We start from the raw sequence: 23,989 nt of genomic DNA on the forward strand, positions 1-23,989 counted from the left end.
TCAAGATCCGGCATGCGGCAACGTAGCAGAAGGTCAGCCCTGCTGACCTGCAGGTCGGTATTTCTGACATCCGGCGCGTCGTGCGTCATCCCGGGAGGGACACATCTCCCCCCTGTCGAAGAACCCGCCCTGCGGGCATGGCGAGCCGGGGCCTTCCCCGTCACCCAGGCCATGAAAGGTCAGCAATACTGACCTTTCATGCGGCCGCAGGTCAGCTCTACTGACTTTTCGTGGCCGCTGTGACTCCTCAGCCGGGACATCCACAGGCCGCTATGTCACCCCAACCAGGACACAACACACCTCAACATAGGGCTCTGACCAGCAAAAACGCTGCCTCTTCCCTATCTAGAGAAACGGCCGTCTCCACAGCACTCACCAGACACCACCGTGGCTGGGCTCGCTTCGCGTGCGGCGCCGTGTGCGGGTGGCGGGCCGGTGGTCGGCACCAGCGGTGCTGAGTCTCGGGTGGTACCGGCCGTGACGAACAAGCAAGCAAGGCGTGGCCGGGCACAGTGGCCGGTTCCGCTGCGCGGCCCTGGCGGCCGCGCAGCTTCGGTAGCCTCCGCACGCCGTCGTACTCCTGCTGCTCAGTGGGGGTTCCGTTCGTCGGCTGAGGCCACCTGGTGGTGACTTGCTCTCCTTCTCTGCTCGAGTGAAGCGGGTCCGGCTGTGGGGCCACCAAGGTCGCGGTCAGCTGTCCGCGGAGCTGGTTGGCCCACGGGAGGAAGTTCTCACTCGGCCATGAAGATATCCTTGGGATCTTTGACCAGGGTCCGGCCGAACTCCTGCATGAGTGTGGCCAAACGGTCGGATGTGGAGACGGCCGTCTCCCGCGCCGGTGGGGACGGTGCCGGAAGGGGGCTCGAGGGCAGGTCCTCAAGACGTGCGGTGGCGCGGTGGGCGGCTTCCCAGAGAGGCTGGAAGAACGCCGGTTCGGCGCCCAAGACATGGACGAACCGCCACACCGAGGGCCAGTCCGGCACGCAGGTGCCCTCCAGCAACTCGGTGATCTGCTCCGGAGTGAGACCGTCGCCGGCCACACTGGCGATCGCGCGGGCACTCGGGCTGCCGGCCAACCGATGGAGACTGCGCAGCGCCGAGTGCAACGGCTCGATCAGCGCTCAGCGGCCCGCACAGACGATCACGGAAGGAGTTGCGAGAGTGGGCATCATCGGGGACGGCCTGGACCGGGCAGCCGAGGAGGCGTTCACCCGCCCGGTGCCGAAGACAGCTGGCGCGCAGATGCGGTTCCTGGTCAAGACCGAGAAGAGCACCCGCGCCGTCGCCCGGCTGCTGGAGGTCTCCCAGCGCACCGTGGAGCGGTACGTCAGGGGCCAGATCAAGCGGCCCCGCCCGGAGCTTGCCGACCGCCTGGCGGGTGAGGTGCGCGCCCGGTGGCAGCCGCGGGTGCGGGCCCGTCGCCGGGCCGCGACCACCGGCGGGATCGTGGTGGAGTCCCGTGCCCGGTTCGGGTTCACCGCCCCGCCCGGCACCAGTGACGACGGCCGGATGCGGCGCATCACCCAGCACCTGCCGCCCGTCTACGCCGCTCGCCTGTTCGACGCCCAGGCCGCCGGTGCCACCGACACCCAGCTCCAGGCCGTGGTCGCCGAAGGCCTCCAGGAGGTCTACTTCAAGGCCGACGGCCACCGCGCGCCGGGCCTGATGGTGGAGTTCACCGACATCGACTACGTCGACTTCGACATCTGACCCGCCGCGACGGGACAGCGCGCGGCAGGGGTGTGACTGAGCGCTTCGGTTGGCGAGTGAGCGTGCGAGTTGGCGATTTGCGCGGGCGATGTCGACGGTTCGGGTGAGTCGGGTGGCGTAAGCGTCGAGAAGCGGCTTCGTCTGCTGGTAGAAGGGCACCTTGTCCTGCCGGATCCAGTGACCGATGGTGAACTGGTCCTGGCTCCATGCCGCGTCGAGCGCGGGGTTGTTTCGGGCTGCGGCTGTTCGCCCTGGTCCGTCACGCGAACCGGGCGTTCGGATCCGCCGGAACCGGTCGGCCTCGGTCCGGCGCAGTAGCCATGATCGTCTGTAGATATCCGGGCAGGGCCGGCGCGGAACTGATGTCGTGCGCGTCCGCGATGCCGTCCATGAGTACAACCGCGGGCCCCACCTCATTCAGGCTTGGACGCGGGTACCGCGTGATCACGCTCCACCAGCCGCCGTGGATGCGAACCACACGTTTCGGCTGCTGCGGCGCCCAGGAGTCGTACACCGCTACCGCGTTCACGCCAGCAGGACCTCCTGCGGCGTACTCGGCGGCGTACTCCCCCACTTCCTGCAGCAGCGCGGCCACGGAGGGGTCCTGCAAGGGAGCGGGCACCACGAGGTCGACCAGACGTAGCTCGCACGGGTCAGGATCGGTGATGCCGTCGTTGTACTCACTCCGGAGATATCGCTCGCGGTACGCCTCCCAGGTGCACCAATCCGCGAGTTCCCGGATGATCCGATTAGCCAGCTCATCGCGGGTGGCAACGGCCTTGTCCCGTGCCGACGCTCTACCAGCGGGTGACGGCGTTCCCGATCCAGTCCGCACTGGACGGTGCTTACGGCGTTTGCCCATGCCGTCCACTCTGACACCGTCGCAGCTTCAGCGGGAAGGAGCACGGGTGTACGAACCCAGCCGTCCGCGCCGATGCTCAACTCGCCAAATCAAATGCTCAGTCACAGCGGCGGGGGACTCGGACCGCGTGGGGCTCGGGTCCCCCGCCCAGGGCGACTGGGCAGCGCCTCGGGCGTGGTCGGATCCATGAAACCGGCCGCCGGTCCCTGTCCCGGCCGGTGTTGGTGGTCACGTTCGGCTATCTCCCAGGCTCCCGGGTCGCCTGGGAGGTGGGTGGGAGGCTGGGGACCGTGATGCCCGGCTTTGTCTGGGTTGTCTGGGAGGTTGGGGGCGTGAACCCCCAGATGGGCGCGTTGTTGCTGAGAGGCGACCTGGGAGCCTGGGAGGCAGACGCGTGCCGGGCCACGCTCCGTGCTCGTCATCACCGCCCGGCGGGGGAACTGCGGGCGGTGGCCGTTCATCCGTTCGTTCACCCGGCCGGGGTGAACGGCTGCTGCCGCTACACGCGTACGTACGCGCACGGACCCTTGGGCTCTCCCGGCCGGGGCGGCTGCGGGGCCGGCCACCGCGTGCCGCGCGTGTTGCGTGCTGCGCGTGCCGCCTGCGCGCGATGACGCGCACGTACGCGTGAGGGCACGGGGCGGTCCAGGCGGCGGCTGCCACAGCCCGGTGTCACCGCCTGGCGCGGCTTCGGCTCGGCGGCCGGGAGGGCGGGGAGGCGTTCGGCGGCGAGCTGCGCGCGGCGCTGGCACCGGATCGGTGTCTCGCGGGCGGGACGCATCGGCGCGGTCGGTTCCGGTGCCCAGCGGGCGGCGGTCGGTCATCGACCGATCATCGCGGCGGGGCGGGAGTTCTTCTTCACCGCTCCGGCCCGGCCTGAGGCGCGCTCGTGTCGCGCGCGTGCGAGCGCGGTGAACTTCCCCCCCCCCCCCGGCCGCGTCGGGCAGCAGCTCGTGCTCCTGGCCGTCGTCGGCGGATCCGGCACCACGGCCGGTGCGGCTCCTGGGACCCGGCGGGACCGGGCCGGTGCTTCGCGCGGAGGGCTCCCCAGGGAAGTAGTCGGTGTGCCGGGGTGTCTGGAATTACGGCGCTGAGCTGGGGTTTCGTGGGACCCCGGGAGGACGCGCGACGCGACCCAGGATGCGACCTAGGACGAGACCTGGGGCGCGACTCAGGAGACGACCCAGGGCAGGACTCAGGGTGCGACCTGCGGCCCGGGCCCTCCGGCAGGGGTGTCACAGGGAAGTAGTCGGCGGCCGCCGGACCCCTTGGCCGGGCTCGTGGCCTGCGCGGATACCGGCCCGGTGCGCCCGGGTGAGAAGACCGGGAGGAAGACCGGAGAGAGGACCGGGAGGAAGACTCCCCAGAAGACCGGGGAGAAGACCTCTCCCACGGCGTTCGCCCGCGCGGCCGGCCGTGGCTCCGGGCAGCCATGGACCTCTTCCAGGCTGGGCTGGTCGGCGTGGAAGGCGCTCACCGGCTGCTGATCCACGCCGCCAGGATCGAAGACGGCCTGGGCACCGACAGCATCCCGCTGCACCGGTGGGTCCTCAGCCCGCTGGCCACGCCGAAGTTCTACCGGCAGATGCGGCTGGCGAACGTGCGCTCCTACGACGAGATGGTGGCCCGGCAGCAGGAGCTGGAGGGCTACCGGATCTGGCTCAAGCAGAGCCTCGGCGGCTCCCTGGACCAGGCCGCCGACGAGCAGCTACTCCCGATCACCATGGCCCCCCGCGGCTACACCGTCCAGGAGGCCCTGGAGCTGCCGGCGAAGTGGAAGGTCGAGGCGGCGGAGCGCCAGGAAAGGGAGGCGGAGCGCAAGCGGAACGAGGAGGAGCGCCGCCGGAAGGAGGAGCGCCGCCGGAAGGAGCAGGAGAAGCAGGACCGGATCCAGGCCTTGCTGGACGAGAGCGAGGTCGAGGAGACGCGGCACCAGATCACGGCCAAGACCGGAACGGCGGCGGCGCAGGCGGCTGCGGCCACGGCACAGGCCGAGGCGGAGGCGGAGGCCGCCCGCATCCAGGCGGAGCACACCCGCCGGGAGGCGGAGGTGGAGCGGATCCGCAACGAACGGATCGCCAAGAGGGACCAGGCCGCGCGGCAGGAGCGGGACGCCATCGAGATCGAGCGGCAGAACCAGGCCGCGCGTCTGGAGGTGGCGGAGCTGGAGGCCCGTGCGCAGAGGGCGGAGGACTACGCCCGTCTCTCGCCCCGGGAGCGCAACGAGCGCTGCGTCGCCCGGATGCTCCAGCTCGCCGGTGGTGACGTGGAGGCGGTGCCGCTGAAGGACATCCAGGAGGCGCTGTCGATTGGCCGGACCGCCGCCAGCGAGCTGCGCACGGCCGCGGTGGAGCTGCTGAGGGCCGGCCACCAGCCCGACGCGATCCTGGACGACCCAGGGCCTGTGACCCCAGTCCCGAACGCGCGGCGGCGGGCGGCACCCACCACGGGTGCCGCCCGCCGCCCGTTTCGTCGCCGTGCGCGGTACAGCGGACTGTTCCTGACCCTCGTCGAGGTTGGCAGGATGCAGCCGGTGCCCGGTGGGCGGCGGGGTGGGCACGGCCGTGGTCCGGCACGGAGCACTGTGCTGGGCAACCCCTCGTTCGTCTCGGGACGGTCGAGTACACCGCTGTGACGCCCAAGCGCGCAGTACCCACCTCCTGCGCACAGGTCGACGAACCGGTGAACTGCGGCGCCGAGTTCGAGCGCGAGCAGGCAGGAAAAAGGGCACGTACTTCAGGCCACGAAGGGGAAGATCGTGTGGCGTTCGTCACAGAAATGGCAGGCTCCGCCGACTTCCGCGGAAGTGCACAGAAGTCCATTGGCGAGGCTCTGACCTGCGCTTTCGGTTGATCAGGGCGAAGGGCGCAGCACTCTAACAAAACGCTTCTGGCGGAGGGGGTTTTCTCAGCGCACGCGGGCGGGGGGGACGGGTCCGGTGCGCAGGCGCCGGGCCTGCGGGTCGTAGGCTCATAGAGCGATCCCACGGCCGGACGTGCCGAAGGGAGACCCCGTGGCCTGCCGTCCAAAGCTTCGGCCCCGGGATCTCCCTCTCGTCTGTCGTGGGGAGCAGTTTCCGCATCCGCGAAGAGTGAGGAGAACTGACCCCGTGACGTTTATCGACCGTACCTCAGAGAGCACGCTGATCCGCACCCGGCTTCTGGGCTGGACCACGGCGATCACCGCCCTGGTCTCCGTGAGCGCGGTGACGGTGCTCACCTTGGCCGGGCACACCGAGGCGGCCGAGGTCGTCGGCACCATCGGTGTCACGGCCTGTCTCGGCGCCGGCATCACCCAGATCACCGTCAACGTCATCCGCCGCTGAACCGAGCGGATGCCGGGCATCTCCTCGGCGTCCGCCCTGGCCTTCCGGCTGACAGACGTGGGAAGGGCCCCGGAACCGTCAGAGCGGCTCTGGGGCCCTTCCCGGTGCGGTCGGCGGCTTCTCTGGAACCGTCGATTCAGCGCTGCCCCCACCTCCTTCGACCGTGATCCGTCTCACCCGACTCCGGTGAGCTGCGGGACCGGCCGTCCGAAGCAGGGGCCGGCGGCTGTACAAGAGCTGACCGCTCCGGGGCGGGCATGAGTGCGGCCAGGGCTCGCTGAGGGTCGGCGATGTGCTCGCCCTTGGTGTCGAGCTGAGCGCGCAGCTCGGCCGCCTCCCGGCCGTGCCTGTCGGCCTTCCCGGCCGGGAACGTAAGCGGCGCCGCGGGGCCGTCTGGTGGGGCGGGGGCGTTCAGCCGGAACCCGGCGGCCAGCAGGTCGTTGACGGGTATCAGCCAGCCGCGGTGCGGGCCCTGGACCGCGCAGGAGAGGTCGCCGGCCTTGCGGCAGCGGTCTCCCGCTGGGTCGGCATCGGGCGCGCCGCCGTGCCCCGCATCCTTCCTGCCCGCTTCCGTTGCGCCGGTCCGACTTACTCTCCTGCCCTCAGCGCGAGGGGACGAGCGAGTTCCGGTTCTGCCGGTGTGTGCGTACATGCAAGGCGGACGCCCACTAGAACCTTGGATTCTAAGGTGCTCTGACCCGCAGAAATGCACCTAACGTGCCGTCGGTGTATTAGTTGTGCACCACTTCCAAGGTTAGATCTGGTTAATACATTCGAATCGATGGTAGGGTGAGGGTGCATCGTGCGACGGGCGTGCCCGTCGGGTGGCACCAGCCGGGGGCCACATCCTGGCGCGCCGCCAGCCCCGTTGCGGCAGGGCGCAAAGATCCGTTAGGTCTCCGACGAGTTCGTCTTCGCCTTGGAGGCGGGCATGGAGGTCATGGTCGTCGGAGGAGGCATCGAGGCGGGTGAGGGCGTCTTCCGCACGCCGGCAAAGGCGTTCGGACCCAGGGGTGTTGGCCGGGAAAGCAGTGAGGCCTCGCCGGGTCCGGCGAGGCCTGCCCCCGCTGCGTTCCACCAGCTGGCGCAGCGACGGAGACCCCGCCCACACCCGGACGGCCTGCAGGGCCTGGGCGAGGTCCTGTGGAGTCGAGACCAGCAACGGATCGGGCTGACCGAACTTGGGTACCGGAGCCCTCCTCCGTTCCACGACCTGACTGCGCTGAGGTTGTGAAGGTTGGAAGACCCTCTCTTGCTCGATACGTGCGGTTCGACGGAGCTGCCGGGCCCGGATGAGCTCGCCCTGCAGCTGCTCCAGTTGGCCTGTGGAAAGGCCTACCGCTTTATCGATTTTTTCCAGAAATTCCGGAGGCGGCAGAATGGTGCCGGCAAGAATGCGGCTCAGCGTAGAAACCGAAACATCAATCTTCCGCGCCATCGTACGGATAGAAGCGCCTTCCGTCGCCTCAAGGAGAGCGTTCCGGAGTAGTCCGCTGAAATCCGCAGACGTTGGCTCGTCCGAAGGCATCAGACGGGTCCTCCTGGCGTGCTCCGTCGGTGGCGCAGACGGTGACCCCAGGCTTGCCGTTCTTGCTGAGCAGGCCCAGGGCACCGGCGACGGTGGCCACCAGCACCTCGGTGGCCACCTCGGCCCAGAACCCTCTGACCGTCAGCCACACCAGGCCGAGCAGGGCGAGCAGACCGGCGGCCACCTGCAGACCCCGGAAGCCAAAAAGCTGCCGCGGGGCGCTCGACGGGATGACACAGCCGGAAGCTGCCGGGAAGAAGGGCTGCAGTTTCCAGCCGCTTCCCGGCACGTAAAGCCAGATCACGAACCACTCCCTCGTGGATCTTCCATCCATATAGCCCGGACGGATGGTGAAACAGGGGTTTCGCAGACCCCTGGCGAGGCGCAACACCACGCACTTCTGATTCTGGACTGACCACACGGCGCGGAACAACTCCGGTTTTTCGCGGAATGCTAGCTTCCGTTAAGCGTCAGCATCGTTTACCCATGACGATGCTGACGCCGCGAAAGGCATGAGCACCCCAAGAGTTGCGTGCTTGCTGTCCGAAGGCCTCCGGAACCTTCCGCTACCGTCCATTGACTGTCCGAAAGCGTCCGAAGAGCCGAGCTGCAGAAACTCAGCGTGGCTTACGAAATACCTGGTCAGAAGGCAGTGCGACTCATCCTGTATTCGCGGCCGTCCAACCATGTCCGGGAGCGTCCGGAAGCGTCCGGAAGAAGAGACCTAACAGATATCAAGGGCTCATAGTGGAGGGCAACGAGCCGCTCCTCATAGCCCGGACGGACTCGGGGGGACCGTGTTCGCAGCACACCCCCACTCTGTGGTGCAGATCACAGAGCAGCGTCGCCCGTGTCCGTCATGGACACGGGCTTGATGCCGTTCAACACGACCTTGTCGTCGGCCAAGAAGAGCGTGGTGATCCCGGCCATGACGGCCGGGCAGTTCTCGGTGTGGCGGTCCGGTCTCGCGGAGCCATCCAGATCGCACAGGCAGGCGGCAGCGCCTCGCAGGGCTCGGTGGTGATGGAGCGCGGGAGCAGGCGGGGGCCGGGACCGGTATGGCGGACGGTGTGGTCATGGGGGTGTCGCCTTCCCAGTGCCACACCGGGGCGAGCGGCTCGTGCTCGGGCGGGTCCGTACAGAGACCGGCCGCCGGGCCCATGGGCGACGCCGGTGGCCGTCCGGTGGGCCGCCGGACAGCTCCACGATGTCGGGCGGCAGCTCCGGCCTCGGTACTGGTGGGCTCTCGTATTCAACTGTCGCGAGTTCGCCGGGGACTCCAGCCGGCTCGTGACGATGCGTGATCGCGAACAGCGTCCGGTTTCAGGGCCGGTTGGTCTCCTTCACCGACCACTGCCAGGACCGTCGAGCAGCGGTCAGGGTGCCCGCAGCGCCTCACCCTACGGCCGCACCATCGGCGGCGGCGGCTCCCGCACCCGGTGACGTACGTCCGTGAACGCCCCACCCACGACGTGTCGCCCTGCGATCATCGATCCATCTCTGAGTGAGCGACACGAATTGAGGAGCACCATGGCGTGGGCCTACGCGGAACTGGCCAAGGAAGCAGCCAAGCGCGGCGGTCCCACCGCGCTGCGCGCCTTCTACACCGGGCGGGGCATCATCATCGGCGGCGCCATCACCAGCGCCTCCATCGCGGGGACCGTCGCCTACGACAAGTGGAGCAAACGCCGCACCGCTGTCGCTGCCGAAACGGCGTCCGACGCTGCAACGGAGACTCTGGCCGCTGGCGACACCCAGAGCGGGCAACCTGCCGATAGCTCCCGTACGGACCGACTCCTGCAGTGAGCGAGCAGCTACCCAGCGGCGGCATCGGAACGGAAACCGGCGCTAACGCCGAATTCGCCGCCCGCGCGGTCGTCGCGTGCTGGGACCTGATCACCCAGGAGCGGGTGGGCAAGGCGGTGGTCGACGTCGCCGAGGAGAAGCGACAAGCCGGTCAAGGTCCGTGCCGACCGGCGGCGTGGCATCACCGACGACGGCACGGTGCAGTTGGTGACCATCCGCGACCGGCAGGCGTCCGTGTCGCGTTCCCGCGACCTAACCGCGAGGGACCTGGTCCGGCCACGGGTCTACGGCCCGTGGCCGGCAGGACTGCCGTCGGCCACGGGCCCCTGCACGAGCGCCGCCGAACGGCTGTCACGGGACACCGGACGGGCGTCTGTCTCCGGGTATCCGAATCCCCTGAACCCGCCGCCGAGGTAGCCGCCGATCACGATGACCGACGCCGCAGCGCCGATGGCGTACGCGAGCCGTTCGCCCTTGGACGCCTGGACGGGGGACCCCGGAGCCGGGGCCGTCCACCGGTAGACGAGCCAGGCGAGCACCAACGCGACGGCGACGATGAAGGCGGTGAACACGTCGAACGTCACAGCGGGCATAGGCGCTGTGTCCTGGGCGGCGGCCGCCGAGGTGACGCCGTCGATGCTGAACATGAGGGACCTCCGGTGAGTTGGGATCGCCACGATGGAGGGCGCGGGGGTTAGCCCCGCAAGTCCTCGTCCTCGTGGAGAGCCCATCGGACCGCAAGCGCCGGATGGCGAGTAGGCAGAAAAGTGGACCCCCACCCGGCGAGGACGCCTAGCCTCGGGGCGTGAGCCGTAACAACAAGCCACCCCTCGCGTTCCGGCCCGTACGGCAAGCCCTGGACGCTGCTGGCTACGGTCCGGACATCTACAAGGACAAGACGTTTCTTCGGGACTACGACGTCGGCTTCATCCCGAAGCTGACCGCGGACGCCACGGCTGAAGAGATCGATAACGCAGTGCTGGCCGCCGAACTCTGCGCCAGGGCCCGCACTGCCGGCCAGCTGTGCCCGGGGGTGAAAGGGAGGCTGTTGGCGATGAACCCGGATCCCGGCGCCACTCGCAATCTCCGCACCGCACTCCGGAAGGGAGTCGAGAACCTCCTGAAGCGACCTGAGATCGGACCGCCGCCTCCTAGAATCAACGTCTACTCCCAGAAGGCCATCGAGGCGCTGCTTCCGCTTTCACCCAAGCCGGTGCTGGGGATGATCGTCCACCTCGCCCAGGTTCGCGGGATCAGCCAGGATCAGATCAACGCCTTCCTGGAGGACGTGCAGAAAGCCACCGGGGGGAAGCGCGCCTGGAGAACCGGTCTGCGCGAGGCGTTCGGGGTCATGTGCGCCGAGATGGGACAGCCCCTCAGCACGCTGAGTCAGAAGGCCCTGGAAGAGGCATTCCTCTCCGCCGACCCTCGGGCGAGACGCCTGCGCGAGCTGATGGAGGAGCAGGGCTACAAGCCGGGATCTACGCGCGGCGACGGCATGGTCAGCCTGATCGACATGGTCAGCACGGCCCACCTCACCGACACCGACCGCGCGTTGCGTCTGCTCGATGAAAGCAGCGACGTTGTCCTACGACGCAGCGTGTTGCGGGTGGGGCAGGCACGACGCACGGGGCACTTCCCGCACGAGGACCATCACATGCAACGGTGTCGGGTGGCGGCCGACTGGGACGCGCTCATCACGTGCCAGATCCTCGACCCGCGCACCTCGGCGTGGTGGAAAGCCGCCTACGGGGACTTCCGCCCCCTCCTCGGCATCGCTACGGAGGTCATGGCCGAAGTGGCCCGTGGCGCACGGGAGGAGTGAGAGGCGGGCGGTCAGTCCGGCCCGCGGTCCGACGAGGCGGCCTTGGTGCATGACGCGGTGCGCGATCCGCTTGGCGAGGTGTCCACCCCCTCCGTCCCGGGCGGCCACTACGCCCACAACGCGGTCGCCGCGCTCGCCGCCGGGGTCGCCCTCGTCCCCAGGGCCGGCGGTTCCGAGCTCGGGGGCGGTGACGCTCGCCGGTGTGGTGCTGCTGGCGGTGGTGTTCGTCTCCGGCTACCTCGTCGCCCGGCACCCCTCGCTGAACGCGCCGATGGTGGCCGCGGCCACCGTGGGGACGATGTTGGTAGCCGCTCTCGCGCTGGTGCTGCGCCGCTGACAGGCGTGACGGGCCGGCCGGGGAAGGAAGTCCGTCACGCCGGTCGCCTCATCCCGCCTCCGCGGGATCGGAGCCGCTCTGATCTGCCAGAGAGGCGGATCGGAGCGGCTCCGGGAAGGAGTCGGCGGTGACAGCCCGTTGACCGGCCCGTGCGCCGACGTCGGCTCGGCTCGTCCGGGTGATATGAGCTCGCAGGATACCCGGGGGAAGACCCGGTCCGTCGCCGAGCCGGCCCGCGCGATCGATCCGTGGGCTTCAGGCCTCTTCCAGTCCAGGCTGGCGGCTTGAAGAGGTGCTGGCGCTGCCGGCCGCCTTCCCGCCGGATCCCCCGGTACCGGCCCGGTGGGGTCTGCAGCGTGTTCGGGCACGGAACATCTGTCGGTGATGTCCAGCCTCTTCCGCTATCGGGTTGTCAGTCCCGTGCGGGACGCTTGCTCCACTCTTCGGCACCGTCAGGTTCTGCCGTGTGGAGGGAGACCGTCTTGGCGAATCCTGTGTGGCATGTCGGGCTCGGCATCCGACTCGACCTCGAGCGCGAAGATCTCGGACACCCTGGGCTGCCCGGCCTGTGGGAGACGCTCTACCAGCACGACCGGTTCTACTCGGCCCGCCGCGTCCCGGTCGAGGAACGCGGCCTGCAGTGCGCCGGGGTCTGCCGCGACCAAGGTGTGATCGCCTGGATGCACCTGCGCAAAGGATCCCAAGGGCAGCGCATCGCCGTCCACCAGCGCGCCGAGGACGAGGCCCGCCACCAGGCCGCGGAGACCGACGAGCACAAGGCCTACAAGGAACGCATCGTCCGCGTCGCCCTCGAGGCCGGCTTCACCGCCGACACCGAGGTAGTCGCCCGCGGGATCCGCACCGACGCCCTGGTGGAAGCCGACGGCCACCGGATCGGCTGGGAGGTGCAGCTGTCCACCGCCGGCCACGACGGCCCCCGCAGCGTGCGGGCCCGCGCCCAACGCGCCGCCAACAACGGCATCACCCCGGCCTGGCACACCGACCGCCGCGACTACGCCGGACGCAACGACACCCAGTGGACCCGCTCCGACCGCCTGCCAGCTTCCGTCATCGCCAAGAACCGCGGCCTGCGCGTGGTGTCCGGCTACCGGGTACTGGAGTTCTTCCGCTGCGACACCGCCGCCGACCTGCCCTGCCCGACCGGCGGCGTCCACCGGCGCTGCGGCAGGATCCACGCCACCCCGAAGGTGCGGGACATCATGTTCGACGACATGGTCCGCGCCACCGCCGCCGGAGTGGTGGTCCCGCTGGAGTACCCCGTCGGGGCACGCAAGCAGCGCTTCTGGGTGCCGGCCGAGGACCGGGACCGCTACCTCGACCTCCACGCCGGACGACGGGACGACGCCCTGGTCGGCAGAGTGGGCCAGGAGCCGTCCCAGCCTGGCGGGGCCAGTCCCAGCGTGCCGACCTGCCGCCCCTGGCAGCACCAGGACACCACCCCGACCCCAGCGCCCGCTCCGGCTCCGGCCCCGGTCCCGGCTCCTGCTCTGGTCGCTCGGCCCCTCCCCGCACCGGTCCCCGACGGGCTCCCGCCCGGGGGAGACACCGGCGGGATTCCTCGCGCGGTCCCCGCCGTCACCGACGCCGAGGCACGGCTCCATCCCAGGGACCGGCTGCGGCGCTCCCTGGTGCCCGCCCAGCGCCCGGCACCCCTTGTGGAGCGCCCGGCGCCGGTCGTCGACTGGCGTGACAACCGCCACTGGTCCCCTCTGTCGGCGCCGTGCGGGCACTGCGGCCGGAGCACGAACCTGCGAGATGACAGCGGCCGCCCGGCCCACAAGGTCTGCCACGAGAAGGCGGTCGCGCCGGGCACCGTCTGACCGCCACCCCGCCGCGCCGTGCTGGCGTGGACAGGCGGGAGTTGTACGGGTGGTCTACGGGTGAAAACACCACACGGCTGGTGCGCGGTGGGCCATGATCCCTCTCCATGGGAGCCGGGGGCAGCGGCCCCGCGGTGTCGGTGAGGAAGGGGCGGGGATGACCGACAAGATCACGAGTGGGCAATGGACGGTGCTGGAGCATCTCGCTGCGGCGGAGCGGGCCGGGGAGACGGTGCGGCAGACCTGGTTACCGGTGGGCGGCCCCCTCGACGAGCGGGCGGTGCGGGCGCTGGAGTGGGTAGGGCTGTGCCGCACCGCCCCCGCCTCCGAGGTGCTACGCGCCCAGGCCGCCCGCCCGCCCGAGGCCCGGGCCGCCCGCATCACCCCCAAAGGCCTGGACGCGCTGGCCTGGCACCACCACCGCACCGAAGCAGACCGGCCATGCACCGCCTGGGCGACGAAGGCAGCCGACCCCGCCTGGCAGGAGATCGCCCTCCAGCCGCACGAAATGCTCCTGCTGCGCCGCTACACCCACCTCCTCCCCAAACTGACCACCGCACCCGCGGCAGCCGGGACGCTGTGGGAGGCCCTGATCGAGGCCCACTACGACACCGCCACCAACCGCTGGCGCCTCCAACTCGACGCCACCGGCCTCGCCGGCCTGGCCCACGCCGCCCACCTGGAGGCACTGGCCGGACAGGTGACCGCCCGCAACCGCCTGCACCGCGCCTACGGCCTCACCCACCCCCACCCCATCCCCACCACCCCGGCCACCGTTCCGTCCGTTGAGACTCCGGCCGACGCGGTGGCCCTGGAGTGAGCGGCGGCCAGCGCCCCCGAGCGCGCCATCACTCAAGACCGGCACACCCGGCCCGGGCCAGCTCGACTTGGCCGGGTGCGCACAGCCCCCGCTGCAGGCCGACCACCGCGGGATGGATAACCGCCAGGGTGCTCTCTGGGACGATGAGGCGCTCAACGTCTGTCTGGGAGGTTGAGGATGCGGATCCCCAGGTGGTCGCGTTCCTCGGAGGCGGTCTGGGAGCCTGGGAGGCAGACGCACCCCTGATCACGTTCCGTGCTCGCCATCGCCGCCCGGCCGGGAGCCGTGGACGGTGGCCGTTCACCGCTCGTTCGCTCCGGCCGGTCCGGGGTGAACGTCTGCCGCCGCTACGCGCGTACGTACGCGCACGGGCTCTGGTGGGTCCTTCCAGCCGAGGCGGCTCCGGGCCGGCCATCGCGTGTCGTGCGTGGTGCGCACGCGCGAGGCGGCGCGGCCGGGGCCTTACCAGTCTGTTGCGGGCGGGGTGCGGCCACGGCAAGAAGTCGGCGTTCGCGCGGTGTGCTGCGGCGCCCCTTGTCCACCAGGTCAGGGCCGCATCCGCGCGTCGAGGCGGCGGGCACACCGATGTGACCCAGGGCGCGACTTGGGCTGCGACTCAGGACGGGACCCAGGGTGCGACCTGTGGGCCCGCTCCGGCCTGAAGGGGTGTTCCAGGGAAGTAGTCGGCGGCCGTCGGCCCCCTTGGCCAGGCCCGCAGTCTGCGCGGATACCGGCTCGGCGCGTCCAGGTGAGAAGACCGGGAAGAAGACCTGGAGGAAGACCGGGGAGAAGACCTCGCCCACGGCGTCCGCCCGCGCGGCCGGCCGTGGCTCCGGGCAGCCATGGACCTCTTCCAGGCTGGCTGCTGGAAGAGGTGTCAGCGCCGCTGGTCGGTTTGCCCGTGCGGGCCCGCTTGTGGAAACGCGCGCGTGACGAGGAAGGCCGAGGCGCCTCTCGGTGCACCGCTTGGCGCAACCGGCCAACCTACGGTGGAGCCAACAGTCCAGCCCGCCAGGGAAGCAACTCCGCAGGCGAGCCGGTCGGCGTCTCGGCCCGCCCGCGGGCGCGGGTTGCCGTGGACTCGCTGCCGCCCGGCGGCAGCCGGGCGGGGGATCCGGCCTGCGTTTCGAAGCCGGACACCCCCCTTGCCCATCATTGAAAGGCAGCCGGACAAGGGGCTGTCCGACCGTGATCCGAAAGGCTTAGCCGACCGCGGCGCAGGGCTTACCCAGGGGTGCCCGGGCTTGCCCACCCAAGCGGTCCCGCCACCACCCTTCTCGCCCGCCTGCCCCGCTCAGCATGGGGGTGCGGTTTGTCGGATTCGTGGCGGTGATTTTGTGGCCGTGAGGGTCGATTCGGAGATCGCGGTCCCGCTGGTGGTCGGCTGCTGACCGCGCGGCGGTGCTGCGCAGCCATGTGGTCGGCATGGTGAGGGGGAGGGCTGGTAGCGGCACTGTGATAGATCGCAGCCACCACCGGCCAAGGCTTCGGTGAGGCCTACTTCCGCGACGACGGCCGCTGTGGCTGACTTGCCGATTCCTGCGGCTTGCTTGCTTCGGGCAAGCTACGTAAGTAGAGAAACTTGCCAATCTTCGTGACTTGCTTGAACTAGGCAAGTCGCAAGGATCGACAAGTTTTGTTTACTGTCTGGCCTTGCCGTGAGACCCTGAACGATATGGAGTACCTTGCCCGCACCGACGCTGACCTGCTCCTTCGTGGGCAGCAGGCTCTTCAGCACCTCCTTGGGCCGGAGTGGGAGGTGACAGCAGAGACCGAGTCGCATGCGGCCGACGCCTCGGGCATTGACGCCACGTTCCGCATCAAGTCCAGCGACGGCGTCTTCGTACCGATGCTCGTCACGGTCAAAGAGCGGCTCACCCCGAAGGACGTTGCTGTGGTCCTGGGGCCTCGGGCTGACCTCGTGCGCAACGTCAATCAGTTTGCGCGCTTGATGGTGCTTGCACCCTGGATCAGCCCCATGAGTCAGCGGGCCCTGCGGGACCGTCGCATCGCCTACATGGATCTCACCGGCAACGTCTCTCTGCGAGTTAGTCGGCCCGCGATTGTCATCGAGATGCAGGGTGAGCAGCGAGCCCCTGCCGGGTACCGGCAGCCGGCAGGGAAGCCTCTTCTGACCGGGGTGAAAGCAGCACGGCTAGTCCGCTTGCTCGCCGACGTTCGCCCTCCCTACCGGGCCACCGAGCTCGCCCATCACGCCGGTCTCAGCCTTGCCTACGTCTCCCGGCTCTTGGACTCGCTCGAAGACCAGCTCCTCATCACCCGCACGGGCAAGATTGTCAGCGACGTGGCTTGGCAGGCACTGATCAGAGCACGTGCGAGGCAGACTGACCTGCTGCGCTCGACTGAGCACGCGGGCATGCTCGCCCCAAATGGGGTATCGGCTGTCCTGGACCGCCTGCGCGCGTTCCACGAGAACGGGCCGGACTACCGGCGTGAGGTCCTCGTGACCGGTTCCTACGCGGCGCGTTCCTTCGGCCCGGTCTCTGTTGGTGGGCAGCTCATGCTCTACGTCCAAGAGCACCCCCTGAACGCAGACCGAGTGGCAGATGAGCTGGACCTTCTGCCCGTGGCTGAGGGCGCCGATGTTCTGCTGCTACGTGCCAAGGATCGAAGCGTCTGGGAACGGCCCGTAGAGATCTCTGGCATTTGGCAGGTGGGACCCAGCCAGCTGGCCATGGACTGCCTGTCTGGGTCTGGCCGGATGCCTGCCGAGGGCGAGGCGGTACTGGAGTTCATGGCCAAGCACGAAGCTTCTTGGCGCAAGACCGATCTTTCCCAGGCGCGGCAGGCGACCCTGTTCTAGGATCGCGCCATACCTGAGGGGAGCCCATGTCACAAAGGCCGGTCGGAGTGGGCGATGAGGAGCTGACCCAAGCGGCACGTAAAGTGCTCCTAGACGCCCTTATCGCTCTGCAAGACCACCGGGACGCCCTCACAGTGGTAGGTGCGCAGGCGGTCTACCTGCGTACCAGCAACGCCACCATCCGTAGTGCCGCCTACACCTCTGATGGCGACATCAGCATCGACCCCAACACCCTAGGCGGCCAGCCACTCCTGGAAGAAGCGATGAAATCAGCTGGTTTCACCCTTCGTCTGGACAAGAACGGAAAGAGGATGGTGGGCCTCTGGCAGCGCAGGGACCGGATCGGGGCCACGGAGATTGAGGCGCAAGTAGACCTTCTCGTTCCTCAGGCCCTCGCTCCTGGCTCGAAGTCCAGGCGTCGGACAGAACTCCCGCCCCACGATGAGTGGGCAGCCAAGAAGGTTCCCGGCCTAGAAGCCGCAGCCGTAGACCGCTCTCTGATGACCATCACCAGTCTTACGGCCGGAGACACCCGCAGGGTTGATGCCTACGTTGCCGGCCCGGCCGCACTACTCATTGCTAAGGCGCACAAGCTGCACGAACGCATCGAGGAAGCGAACCGCGGCAAAACAGAGCGGCTGACTGCCAAAGACGCTGGTGATGTCTACCGCATCATGAGCACCATCCGTCCTGCCGAAGTCGCCGCAGCATTCGCCATCCTGCGCAGCGACCCTCGCGTCAGCACCATCGCCGAGCACGGTCTCGAACTCTTGCACACTCTCTTCGGGGCTCCCGCCACACCAGGGACAGAACTCGCGGTCCAGTCCCTTGCCGGTGACGTCCCTGAGACCCGTATCCGGGCTCTAGTTCCTTCCTACGTAGCGAGCCTCAACCGTTAGTGCCAGCGACCCCAATCGCCCTGGTTACACCTTTTGTTTGGCAGACCCCCGCTACACGTGTCCGTACGCGCACGGGGCCCGTGCGCGCCAGGGGACGGACCCAGAATCCCAGAGCACGATGCCATCTGAACCTGATGATCAGGGTTGTCAGCTGGCCCAAGGACTGCTCTGGGTTCGTCATCCTGCCCCACCGCGTTGGCGCTGACCGATGCGGTGGGGAGCACCGGGGAGCCGTGGTGGGAGATGGTGGCGAATCTGTCCGGGGTGCCGTTTGTGGACTCCGTCGGCTTGCACGCCCTCAAGACCATGGTCGTCACTGACGCCGGCGGCCGCGTGATCACACCGCCACACCGGAAGTTCACAAAGAACGCCCCGGACTGGTACGAGGAGATGTACCGGCGGCAGCGCACGGCGCACTTCTCGCGGCGCATCCGCGTCGAGCATGGGGCATCGCCTACCTGAAGAACTGGCAAGCGCTGGCCCGCCACCTCGGCCGCCGCGAACACATCAGCTACACCGTCCAAGCTGTCGCCTGACTCCTCTCCCACCAGCAGACCGCGGACCTGACGCCAGCACGGCAGAAGTGAACACCGAGCCCGCCGATGTTCCTCGACGCCGCACCACCAACCGTGCACGAGCTCGTTAGGGCTGGAGTGCCGCAATCTTCTCGCCGGCTTCTGCTAGCTGCTCGGTGAGACCGAGTTCTTCAAACAGGCTCTGAGCGCGCCTGAGGTAAACGACTGCCTGATCCCTTTCGCCTGCCGTGGTGAGTGCCGCGCCAATACCGGACAGCGCCGCGGCCTGGAGTTCAACGGCGTTGGCTTGTTCGCATGCCACCTCTGCCTGCAGCAGATATTCGATCTGCTGTTGGGGGGTGAGGTCATCCAGTTGGGCGCAGGTCATCAGGGTTACTGCCTCCACGAGGGGCTTCCCTGCGGCGCGGCTGGCCGTGAGGGCACGTTGACAGGCGACGCGTGACTCCTCGACCTTTCCGCATGCTTGCAGGGCAAAGGCCGCCGTGCAGAGGGCGCTTGCTTCGCCGGCGGTATCGCCGAGCCGCTGGAAGAGGGAGGCGGCCTCTTCCGCCGCTGCGCACGCTTTGTCGTAGTCCTCGAGATCTTGATGCGTCAGGGAGAGATTGTTCAGCGCAGCGGCCTGTTCGCGCAGGTCACCTGCAGCCCGCTGGATTGCGACGGCTTCCAGGTGGGCCCTCAGGGCCTCGGCAGGCTTCCCGGACTCCCGCAGGGCCGAGCCGAGCCCGTTGAGTACCTTGCCCCGCTCATTGTCGTTGCCCAGGGAAGTGAAGAGGCCGTGCGCCCGATGGTAGGCACGGAAAGCTTCCTCATAGCGTGAGGCTTCGCTCAGCGCGATGCCGAGGTTGTTCCACGCCCCGGCTTCGGCAGCGAGTGCTCCCGACTGATGGGCGATGCGGCACGCGGTCGTCGTGACGGAGATCAGGTCGTCGTAGTACCCGCGCCAGGTGAGGTAGTCGTAGAGGACCACCGGAAGATTGACAGCGATGTCGTGGTGTCCGGCGTCTGCCGCAGCGGCCACAGTCCCCGTCAGGTTGGCCCGCTCGTTGTCCAGCCAGGCAAGCGCATCGTCCTGACTGGCGAACTCGCCTGGAGCAGGCGATGCTGCCTGTACGCCGAGGTGCGCACACGCAGAGGCGGCGGTTGTCGCATAGTGCTCCAGCAGCCGACGGTGCTGGCGGGCTTGTTCTGTCGCAGGATCTTGACCGGCTCCTCCGGCGACGGTGTGCTGCGGGTTCGAGACGCTGTGCGCGAGTTCGGTGGCGTAGTCCCGTACGAGGTCGTGCATCGACCAGCGCTGGTTCACGCAGTCGAGCAGGTGAGCCTGTGTGAGACTCCGCAGCGCGGCGCGTACCGCTGGCAGCGGGCGGTCGGCGAGGACCGCCGCCGCGCCGATCCCGATGTCGGGGCCAGGGTTGAGAGCCAGAAGACGGAAGAGCGCGGCATGGTCCGGGGGCAGTCGGCGGTAGGACAGGTCGAAGGATGCGCGTACAGCACGTTCGCCGTCGTCTAGGAAGCCGAGCCTGGATTGGGCCGTCGCCAGTTCCGCAGTGAGCTGGGCGACGGCCTGGCAGGGCTCCAGGATCAGCAGGGCGGCGCTGATGTGAAGTGCCAGCGGCAGGTACCCGCACAAGCTCGCCAGATCTGCGAGGTCTGTATTGGTATCGGTGACACGCTGGTCGGCAGGGTCAGCCATCAGCAGCGTGTTGCGGAGGAGCGCTACTGCGGCTTGAGGAGCGAGTACACCGAGGTTGAGGAGTCGCGCGTTCAGCGTCGCCAGGGTGTGCCGGGACGTGATCAGGAGCCTGTGCGCGCCGTCGCCGGGGAGCAGGGGGTGCACCTGGTCGGCGCTCGAGGCGTTATCGGCCACGATCAGCAGGCGTCGTCCCTGGCTGGCCAGCGAGGCCAGCTCGGACCGGTACAGCGCCGCACGCTCCTCGACCGCTTCCGGGATGGCGTCATGGGCGACACCGAGGGCGCGGAGGAACGCCTCCAGGGCTTGGCTGCCGTGAACCGGGCTCTCGTCGTACCCGTGCAGGTCGATGAAAAGACTGCCGTTGAAGTAGCCAGCTTCAGTCGCGGCATGTCCGGCTGTGAGGGCAAGTGCCGTCTTGCCCACGCCAGGGAGACCCCCGATCGATGCCACCAGCACGGGGGGAAGGGCATCCTGACTGGCGGCGGCTACAGAGCCTCCAGAGGGGTCTGAATCTTGCTGGCGCGATACGACGGGACGCAAGGCCGACAGGAGGTGTGCGACTTCCGCATCCCGTCCGCTCAGCATCGCGGGCGCAGCGGGAAGGGAAGCAAGCGCGGTGGGCAGCGGGGACGGTACGGACACCATGACTGTCACAGGACTGTGGTCACCTGTGGTAGCTACGCCGATATTCCCTGCGGCCGCGACGGACCGGGTCCCCGAGGCCACCGCCGCACCGTCCGGTGCCCGGGCACCGCGCGAGTCCTGCGGAACCGCTGCTGTCTCGGTTTTCCTTCCCCACCGATTCATGTGCGCGCGTCATCCCCGGTAATAGCTTCGCCGACTTCGCCGACAGCTGCGATGCCGCGGTCACCGCCGGCCTGTGCTGAACCCGAAGTTCCTGCCATCCGTGGCATCACAGGGGCAGCCGTGAGATGGGAACGATCGCCGGTAACGGCACGTCCGATGCTGCCGCCAGCCGCGACCGACCGTGTTCCCGCCGCCGTCGCGGCGTGTGCGACCCGGGGGGTGGCAGGCGGACGCAGGAGAGCGTATGCGCTCACCGCAGCAGCAACCAGGCCACCGACCGATCCTGCCACGGTTGCGATTTGGGCAGATGTATCGAGATCGGAGACCGCCGCGACAATGCCCAGCCCCAACGCTGCCAAGCCCAGCAGCACCACCAACAGCCACACCGCAACCCGCGCTCGTCCTATCACACCCACATCATCGCAAGAATGGCTGACAGTCTGCTCGCCCCAGCGCTGACGCCGGGCAACCCGCGCGGGGCGGCACCCACACTGGTGTCATCCAGCTCTGCCAGCGCGCCGACGCGCCCACCAGGACAGTCGCGGCGCGATGGCCGCGTTGACGGCCCGGCCGAACGACTCCAGGGCGGCCTCCAGGCGGGCAGTGTCCTCCACGTTGGCCAGGGCTCTCATCAGCTGCTCGGTGGCGGTGACGACGGCCGGGTTGGAGCAGCGCATGAGCGGGGCGGCGGCGGTGGCAGCCCGAGTGAGCGGCTCCCGCACGGCGGCCGCGGCCTGCTTGCTGGCCACCCGTTCCCGGCTCAGCAGCTCGGCCGCGCGCCCGAAGCCCACCTGGACGCTCTGCGTGTCCGTGCCGTCGGCGATCCGGGCCCGGACGGCGCCACCAGCGCAGGTCATCATGGCCAGCAGGAACGTCCTTGCACGCTCGGCCGGCCCTTCCCACAGCAGCCGGCTGGCGGCGGCCGCGGTCCGCAGTTCCACCACCGCCACCGTCATCGCATCGGCCTGCACCCGTAGGGCACCGAGCTCGGCCTGCTGCTCCTGGCGGTTACGGGCGCGGCTGGTCAGCCACGACGTCAGGACGGCGACGACCGCCCCGGAGACGAGCGTGCCGATCAGTTCGATCAATTTGTCCATCCCTGCAGCCTGGCCGCTACGTTCGCTCCGCCAGCCGGTTTGTTGCGTACCTGGCATTGAAGCTGTACGCACCTGCTGCTCTGGGTGAGGGCGCAATTGTTCGGAGTGGCCCGGACAGAGCGCGTATCCTTCACAGACCACATTGCGTAACCGAGGGAGGGGGCGTCTGATGGCTCTCTATAACGCCGCAGACGATGGTGAAGGAGACGAGGCACCCGACACCGGCAAGGAGGTTGAGCCAGCGTCGACGAGTTCTGACTCGGCAGCGGATGCCGTCACCGAGATCATCGGTGCCAGCGGGATCTACGACGATTTCCTCCGCTCACTGCAGGAAGGCCCAGTGTTCCAGACTGCGAAATGGATACAAGATCAAGACCTGCTGGGCACCAAGAAACTCATGAGTGAATTCCGGGAGAGTATGTTCCCGAGCTTCCTTACGGAATATGTCGCAGGAATGCGGTCGATGGATCAGCTGATTGGAAGAGAACACTCCAAGTATCTGGAGGTAACGGCAGCGCTCAGCGATTTGGCCGTCGGGCCCGGGACTCTGTCAGCTTGGCGGGCATCTCTCCAGATCGAGAACGTCATAGGCGAACTCATCAAGAGCCCTGTCTTCAAGGTGTCGGTGCCCCCAGTGTGGGCTACAGAGGATTTCCGCAAAAGCCTGGGGCTCACGGTCCACCACCAGGTGTACATGACCGACTGGCTGGCCCAGATCGACGCCGGACGTGGCCTCCTGTCGGAGCTCAGCAGCCTTCCTCTGTCGATGTACCGGGACTACGTGAGCAACCTCGGCGACAGTCCGACACGCTTCGAGTTCGGTTCCTCCCTGCACACTGGGCTGGGTGTGAACGGGCTGTTGGGAGCAGACGCGCTCAGCTCTGAGGCCGTCCTGGACGATGCCGACCTGGAGGTGGAAGTCGCCGATCGCGTCGACGATCTGCTCACCCCCCAGCAAGCCGGACGTCTCGATGCCCTGGAAGATCTCCGCAGGGCACTGGCAACCATCGACGCCAAAGTCGTAGAGATGCTTGAAGGTGGGTGGCATGTCGTCCACCAGGCCCCGCCAGCTGCTGCCGAGATGGCTGCCCAGTGCGCGGTGGAATCCATCGACAGGGCCATCCGTGCGGCTGCCCCGGACAGCGAAGTCGAGAAGTGGCTACCTACGTCAGGGCGCCCTGAGAAGGAATGGCGCTCGCCCAGCGGCCGGCTCACCCGAGCCGTGCGAATCCGCTACATCATGCGTGGGCACAAAGACGAGGCGAAGATGACGTGCACTCTGGCGGATAACCTCATAGCCCTGCAGACACAGGCAACCGCGCGCGCCCAAGCCATCAAACATTCTTCAGCTGGGGACTTGTCCATGGCCCGTTGTCTGCTGGGAACAGCCGAGCACATCCTGACGATGCTATTCGTGATCGCGAGAAGCTAAAGACGGGTTTAATCTGGCTTCTCTCCATCACGTATCCGATGCGGCGCCATTCGGTGTGCTCGGCCACCGCGGTACCGATGGCTCGCACATCGTCCTCGGTCTCGCACAACCGCGAGCGGATCCGCTCGTGCCTATGCGCCTCATCCGTGGCTTTTTCGATCTGCTCCGCCGTCATGCCCGCAGCCCTACGCCGCATCACCGCACGAGCGCGGATCTTCGCATTCTCTATCGCTCCACGCACGGTGCCGGTCCTCGCTCTTCCGGGGGTGGTGTGTTTTCCCAGACTCTACACACTGATGCATCCTCTCGGTACGGGAACCTGTCAACCCGCCCGGTGCTCTCGCCCCATGACCGGCCGTCACCTTGGCCGCCACCCCCCACCCCTACTCACCTGCTGACGGCCATTCACCCAAACCCCGCGGGGTGCGGGTGCCGGGGGTGGAGCGCAGCGGAACCCCCTCGGCCCGCAGCGCGGGCTGCCCTCGGCCGCAGTGAGCGGAGCGAGCTGCGGCCGGCCAGCGCGCGCAGCGCGCCGGGGCCGGCCGCAACGCGGCCCGTTGGCCCGGGGCGGAGCCCCGGGCCGCCCGAGCGGAGCGAGGGCGCCCTCGCTCGGCGCGGAGCGCCGAGCCTTCGGGCCGAGCGGAGCG

19 protein-coding genes are annotated in these 23,989 nt (G+C 68.6%); 12 read left to right on the forward strand and 7 right to left on the reverse strand.

Going from position 1 to position 23,989, the window contains the following annotated elements:
* Positions 1 to 731: 731 nt before the first annotated feature.
* Positions 732 to 1,076 (reverse strand): hypothetical protein, encoded by a 345-nt coding sequence (locus QPK52_RS27580; RefSeq protein WP_410540577.1) that lies wholly within the window; start codon positions 1,074 to 1,076, stop codon positions 732 to 734.
* An 85-nt stretch (positions 1,077 to 1,161) separates the two neighbouring features.
* Between QPK52_RS27580 and tpg the strand changes: the two genes are divergently transcribed.
* A complete protein-coding gene (tpg, locus tag QPK52_RS27585; protein ID WP_410540578.1) occupies positions 1,162 to 1,710 on the forward strand; it encodes a telomere-protecting terminal protein Tpg in 549 nt (182 codons plus the stop codon).
* A gap of 259 nt (positions 1,711 to 1,969) precedes the next feature.
* Here tpg and QPK52_RS27590 read toward each other — a convergent pair whose 3' ends face one another.
* Complete coding sequence (locus QPK52_RS27590) at positions 1,970 to 2,572, reverse strand: hypothetical protein (RefSeq protein WP_410540579.1); 603 nt, start codon at positions 2,570 to 2,572, stop codon at positions 1,970 to 1,972.
* A gap of 1,462 nt (positions 2,573 to 4,034) precedes the next feature.
* On the opposite strand from QPK52_RS27590, the gene QPK52_RS27595 reads away from it, so the two are divergent.
* Both QPK52_RS27595 and QPK52_RS27600 read left to right on the forward strand, forming a co-directional pair.
* Entirely contained in the window at positions 4,035 to 5,207 is a 1,173-nt protein-coding gene (locus tag QPK52_RS27595; protein ID WP_410540580.1) for a hypothetical protein, read from the forward strand.
* 474 nt (positions 5,208 to 5,681) lie between these two features.
* Positions 5,682 to 5,897: a hypothetical protein gene (locus QPK52_RS27600; protein WP_410540581.1), complete on the forward strand. Its 216-nt coding sequence runs from the start codon at positions 5,682 to 5,684 to the stop codon at positions 5,895 to 5,897.
* Positions 5,898 to 6,651: 754 nt separating this feature from the next.
* Here QPK52_RS27600 and QPK52_RS27605 read toward each other — a convergent pair.
* Complete coding sequence (locus QPK52_RS27605; RefSeq protein ID WP_410540582.1) at positions 6,652 to 7,425, reverse strand: helix-turn-helix domain-containing protein; 774 nt, start codon at positions 7,423 to 7,425, stop codon at positions 6,652 to 6,654.
* Complete coding sequence (locus tag QPK52_RS27610; protein WP_410540583.1) at positions 7,364 to 7,729, reverse strand: hypothetical protein; 366 nt, start codon at positions 7,727 to 7,729, stop codon at positions 7,364 to 7,366. Before QPK52_RS27610 ends, QPK52_RS27605 begins: the two co-directional genes overlap by 62 nt.
* Positions 7,730 to 8,955: 1,226 nt before the next feature.
* On the opposite strand from QPK52_RS27610, the gene QPK52_RS27615 reads away from it, so the two are divergent.
* Complete coding sequence (locus tag QPK52_RS27615) at positions 8,956 to 9,231, forward strand: hypothetical protein (protein ID WP_410540584.1); 276 nt, start codon at positions 8,956 to 8,958, stop codon at positions 9,229 to 9,231.
* Positions 9,232 to 9,515: 284 nt separating this feature from the next.
* Here the strand turns inward: QPK52_RS27615 and QPK52_RS27620 are convergent, their stop codons facing one another.
* Complete coding sequence (locus tag QPK52_RS27620) at positions 9,516 to 9,878, reverse strand: hypothetical protein (protein WP_410540585.1); 363 nt, start codon at positions 9,876 to 9,878, stop codon at positions 9,516 to 9,518.
* Positions 9,879 to 10,036: 158 nt separating this feature from the next.
* Between QPK52_RS27620 and QPK52_RS27625 the strand changes: the two genes are divergently transcribed.
* The 7 genes from QPK52_RS27625 to QPK52_RS27655 all read left to right on the forward strand — a co-directional run bounded on the left by QPK52_RS27625 (position 10,037) and on the right by QPK52_RS27655 (position 18,239).
* Positions 10,037 to 11,056, forward strand: coding sequence for a hypothetical protein (locus tag QPK52_RS27625; protein WP_410540586.1), 1,020 nt, complete (start codon positions 10,037 to 10,039; stop codon positions 11,054 to 11,056).
* A gap of 187 nt (positions 11,057 to 11,243) precedes the next feature.
* The gene (locus QPK52_RS27630) at positions 11,244 to 11,393 is read left to right on the forward strand and encodes a hypothetical protein (protein WP_410540598.1); all 150 of its coding nucleotides are present in this window, start codon (positions 11,244 to 11,246) and stop codon (positions 11,391 to 11,393) included.
* Between the two features lie 482 nt (positions 11,394 to 11,875).
* Positions 11,876 to 13,234: a hypothetical protein gene (locus QPK52_RS27635; protein WP_410540587.1), complete on the forward strand. Its 1,359-nt coding sequence runs from the start codon at positions 11,876 to 11,878 to the stop codon at positions 13,232 to 13,234.
* A 157-nt stretch (positions 13,235 to 13,391) separates the two neighbouring features.
* Positions 13,392 to 14,054, forward strand: coding sequence for a DUF6417 family protein (locus QPK52_RS27640; protein WP_410540588.1), 663 nt, complete (start codon positions 13,392 to 13,394; stop codon positions 14,052 to 14,054).
* Between the two features lie 1,675 nt (positions 14,055 to 15,729).
* The gene (locus QPK52_RS27645) at positions 15,730 to 16,878 is read left to right on the forward strand and encodes a helix-turn-helix domain-containing protein (protein ID WP_410540589.1); all 1,149 of its coding nucleotides are present in this window, start codon (positions 15,730 to 15,732) and stop codon (positions 16,876 to 16,878) included.
* A 47-nt stretch (positions 16,879 to 16,925) separates the two neighbouring features.
* Positions 16,926 to 17,777, forward strand: coding sequence for a hypothetical protein (locus QPK52_RS27650; protein ID WP_410540590.1), 852 nt, complete (start codon positions 16,926 to 16,928; stop codon positions 17,775 to 17,777).
* A gap of 195 nt (positions 17,778 to 17,972) precedes the next feature.
* On the forward strand, positions 17,973 to 18,239 hold the full coding sequence (locus QPK52_RS27655) for a hypothetical protein (RefSeq protein WP_410540591.1): 267 nt from the start codon (positions 17,973 to 17,975) through the stop codon (positions 18,237 to 18,239).
* Positions 18,240 to 18,419: 180 nt separating this feature from the next.
* Here the strand turns inward: QPK52_RS27655 and QPK52_RS27660 are convergent, their stop codons facing one another.
* Complete coding sequence (locus QPK52_RS27660) at positions 18,420 to 20,429, reverse strand: tetratricopeptide repeat protein (protein WP_410540592.1); 2,010 nt, start codon at positions 20,427 to 20,429, stop codon at positions 18,420 to 18,422.
* A gap of 881 nt (positions 20,430 to 21,310) precedes the next feature.
* Positions 21,311 to 21,910 carry a hypothetical protein gene (locus QPK52_RS27665; protein WP_410540593.1) on the reverse strand — a complete coding sequence of 200 codons (600 nt, stop codon included), beginning with the start codon at positions 21,908 to 21,910 and terminating at the stop codon, positions 21,311 to 21,313.
* A 169-nt stretch (positions 21,911 to 22,079) separates the two neighbouring features.
* Here QPK52_RS27665 and QPK52_RS27670 point away from each other — a divergent pair, with 169 nt between their 5' ends.
* A complete protein-coding gene (locus tag QPK52_RS27670) occupies positions 22,080 to 23,342 on the forward strand; it encodes a hypothetical protein (RefSeq protein WP_410540594.1) in 1,263 nt (420 codons plus the stop codon).
* Positions 23,343 to 23,989 lie beyond the last annotated feature (647 nt).

It is taken from the genome of Streptomyces sp. KL2 (genome assembly GCF_046529545.1).
GTDB classification, from domain to species: Bacteria; Actinomycetota; Actinomycetes; order Streptomycetales; family Streptomycetaceae; genus Streptomyces; species Streptomyces radiopugnans.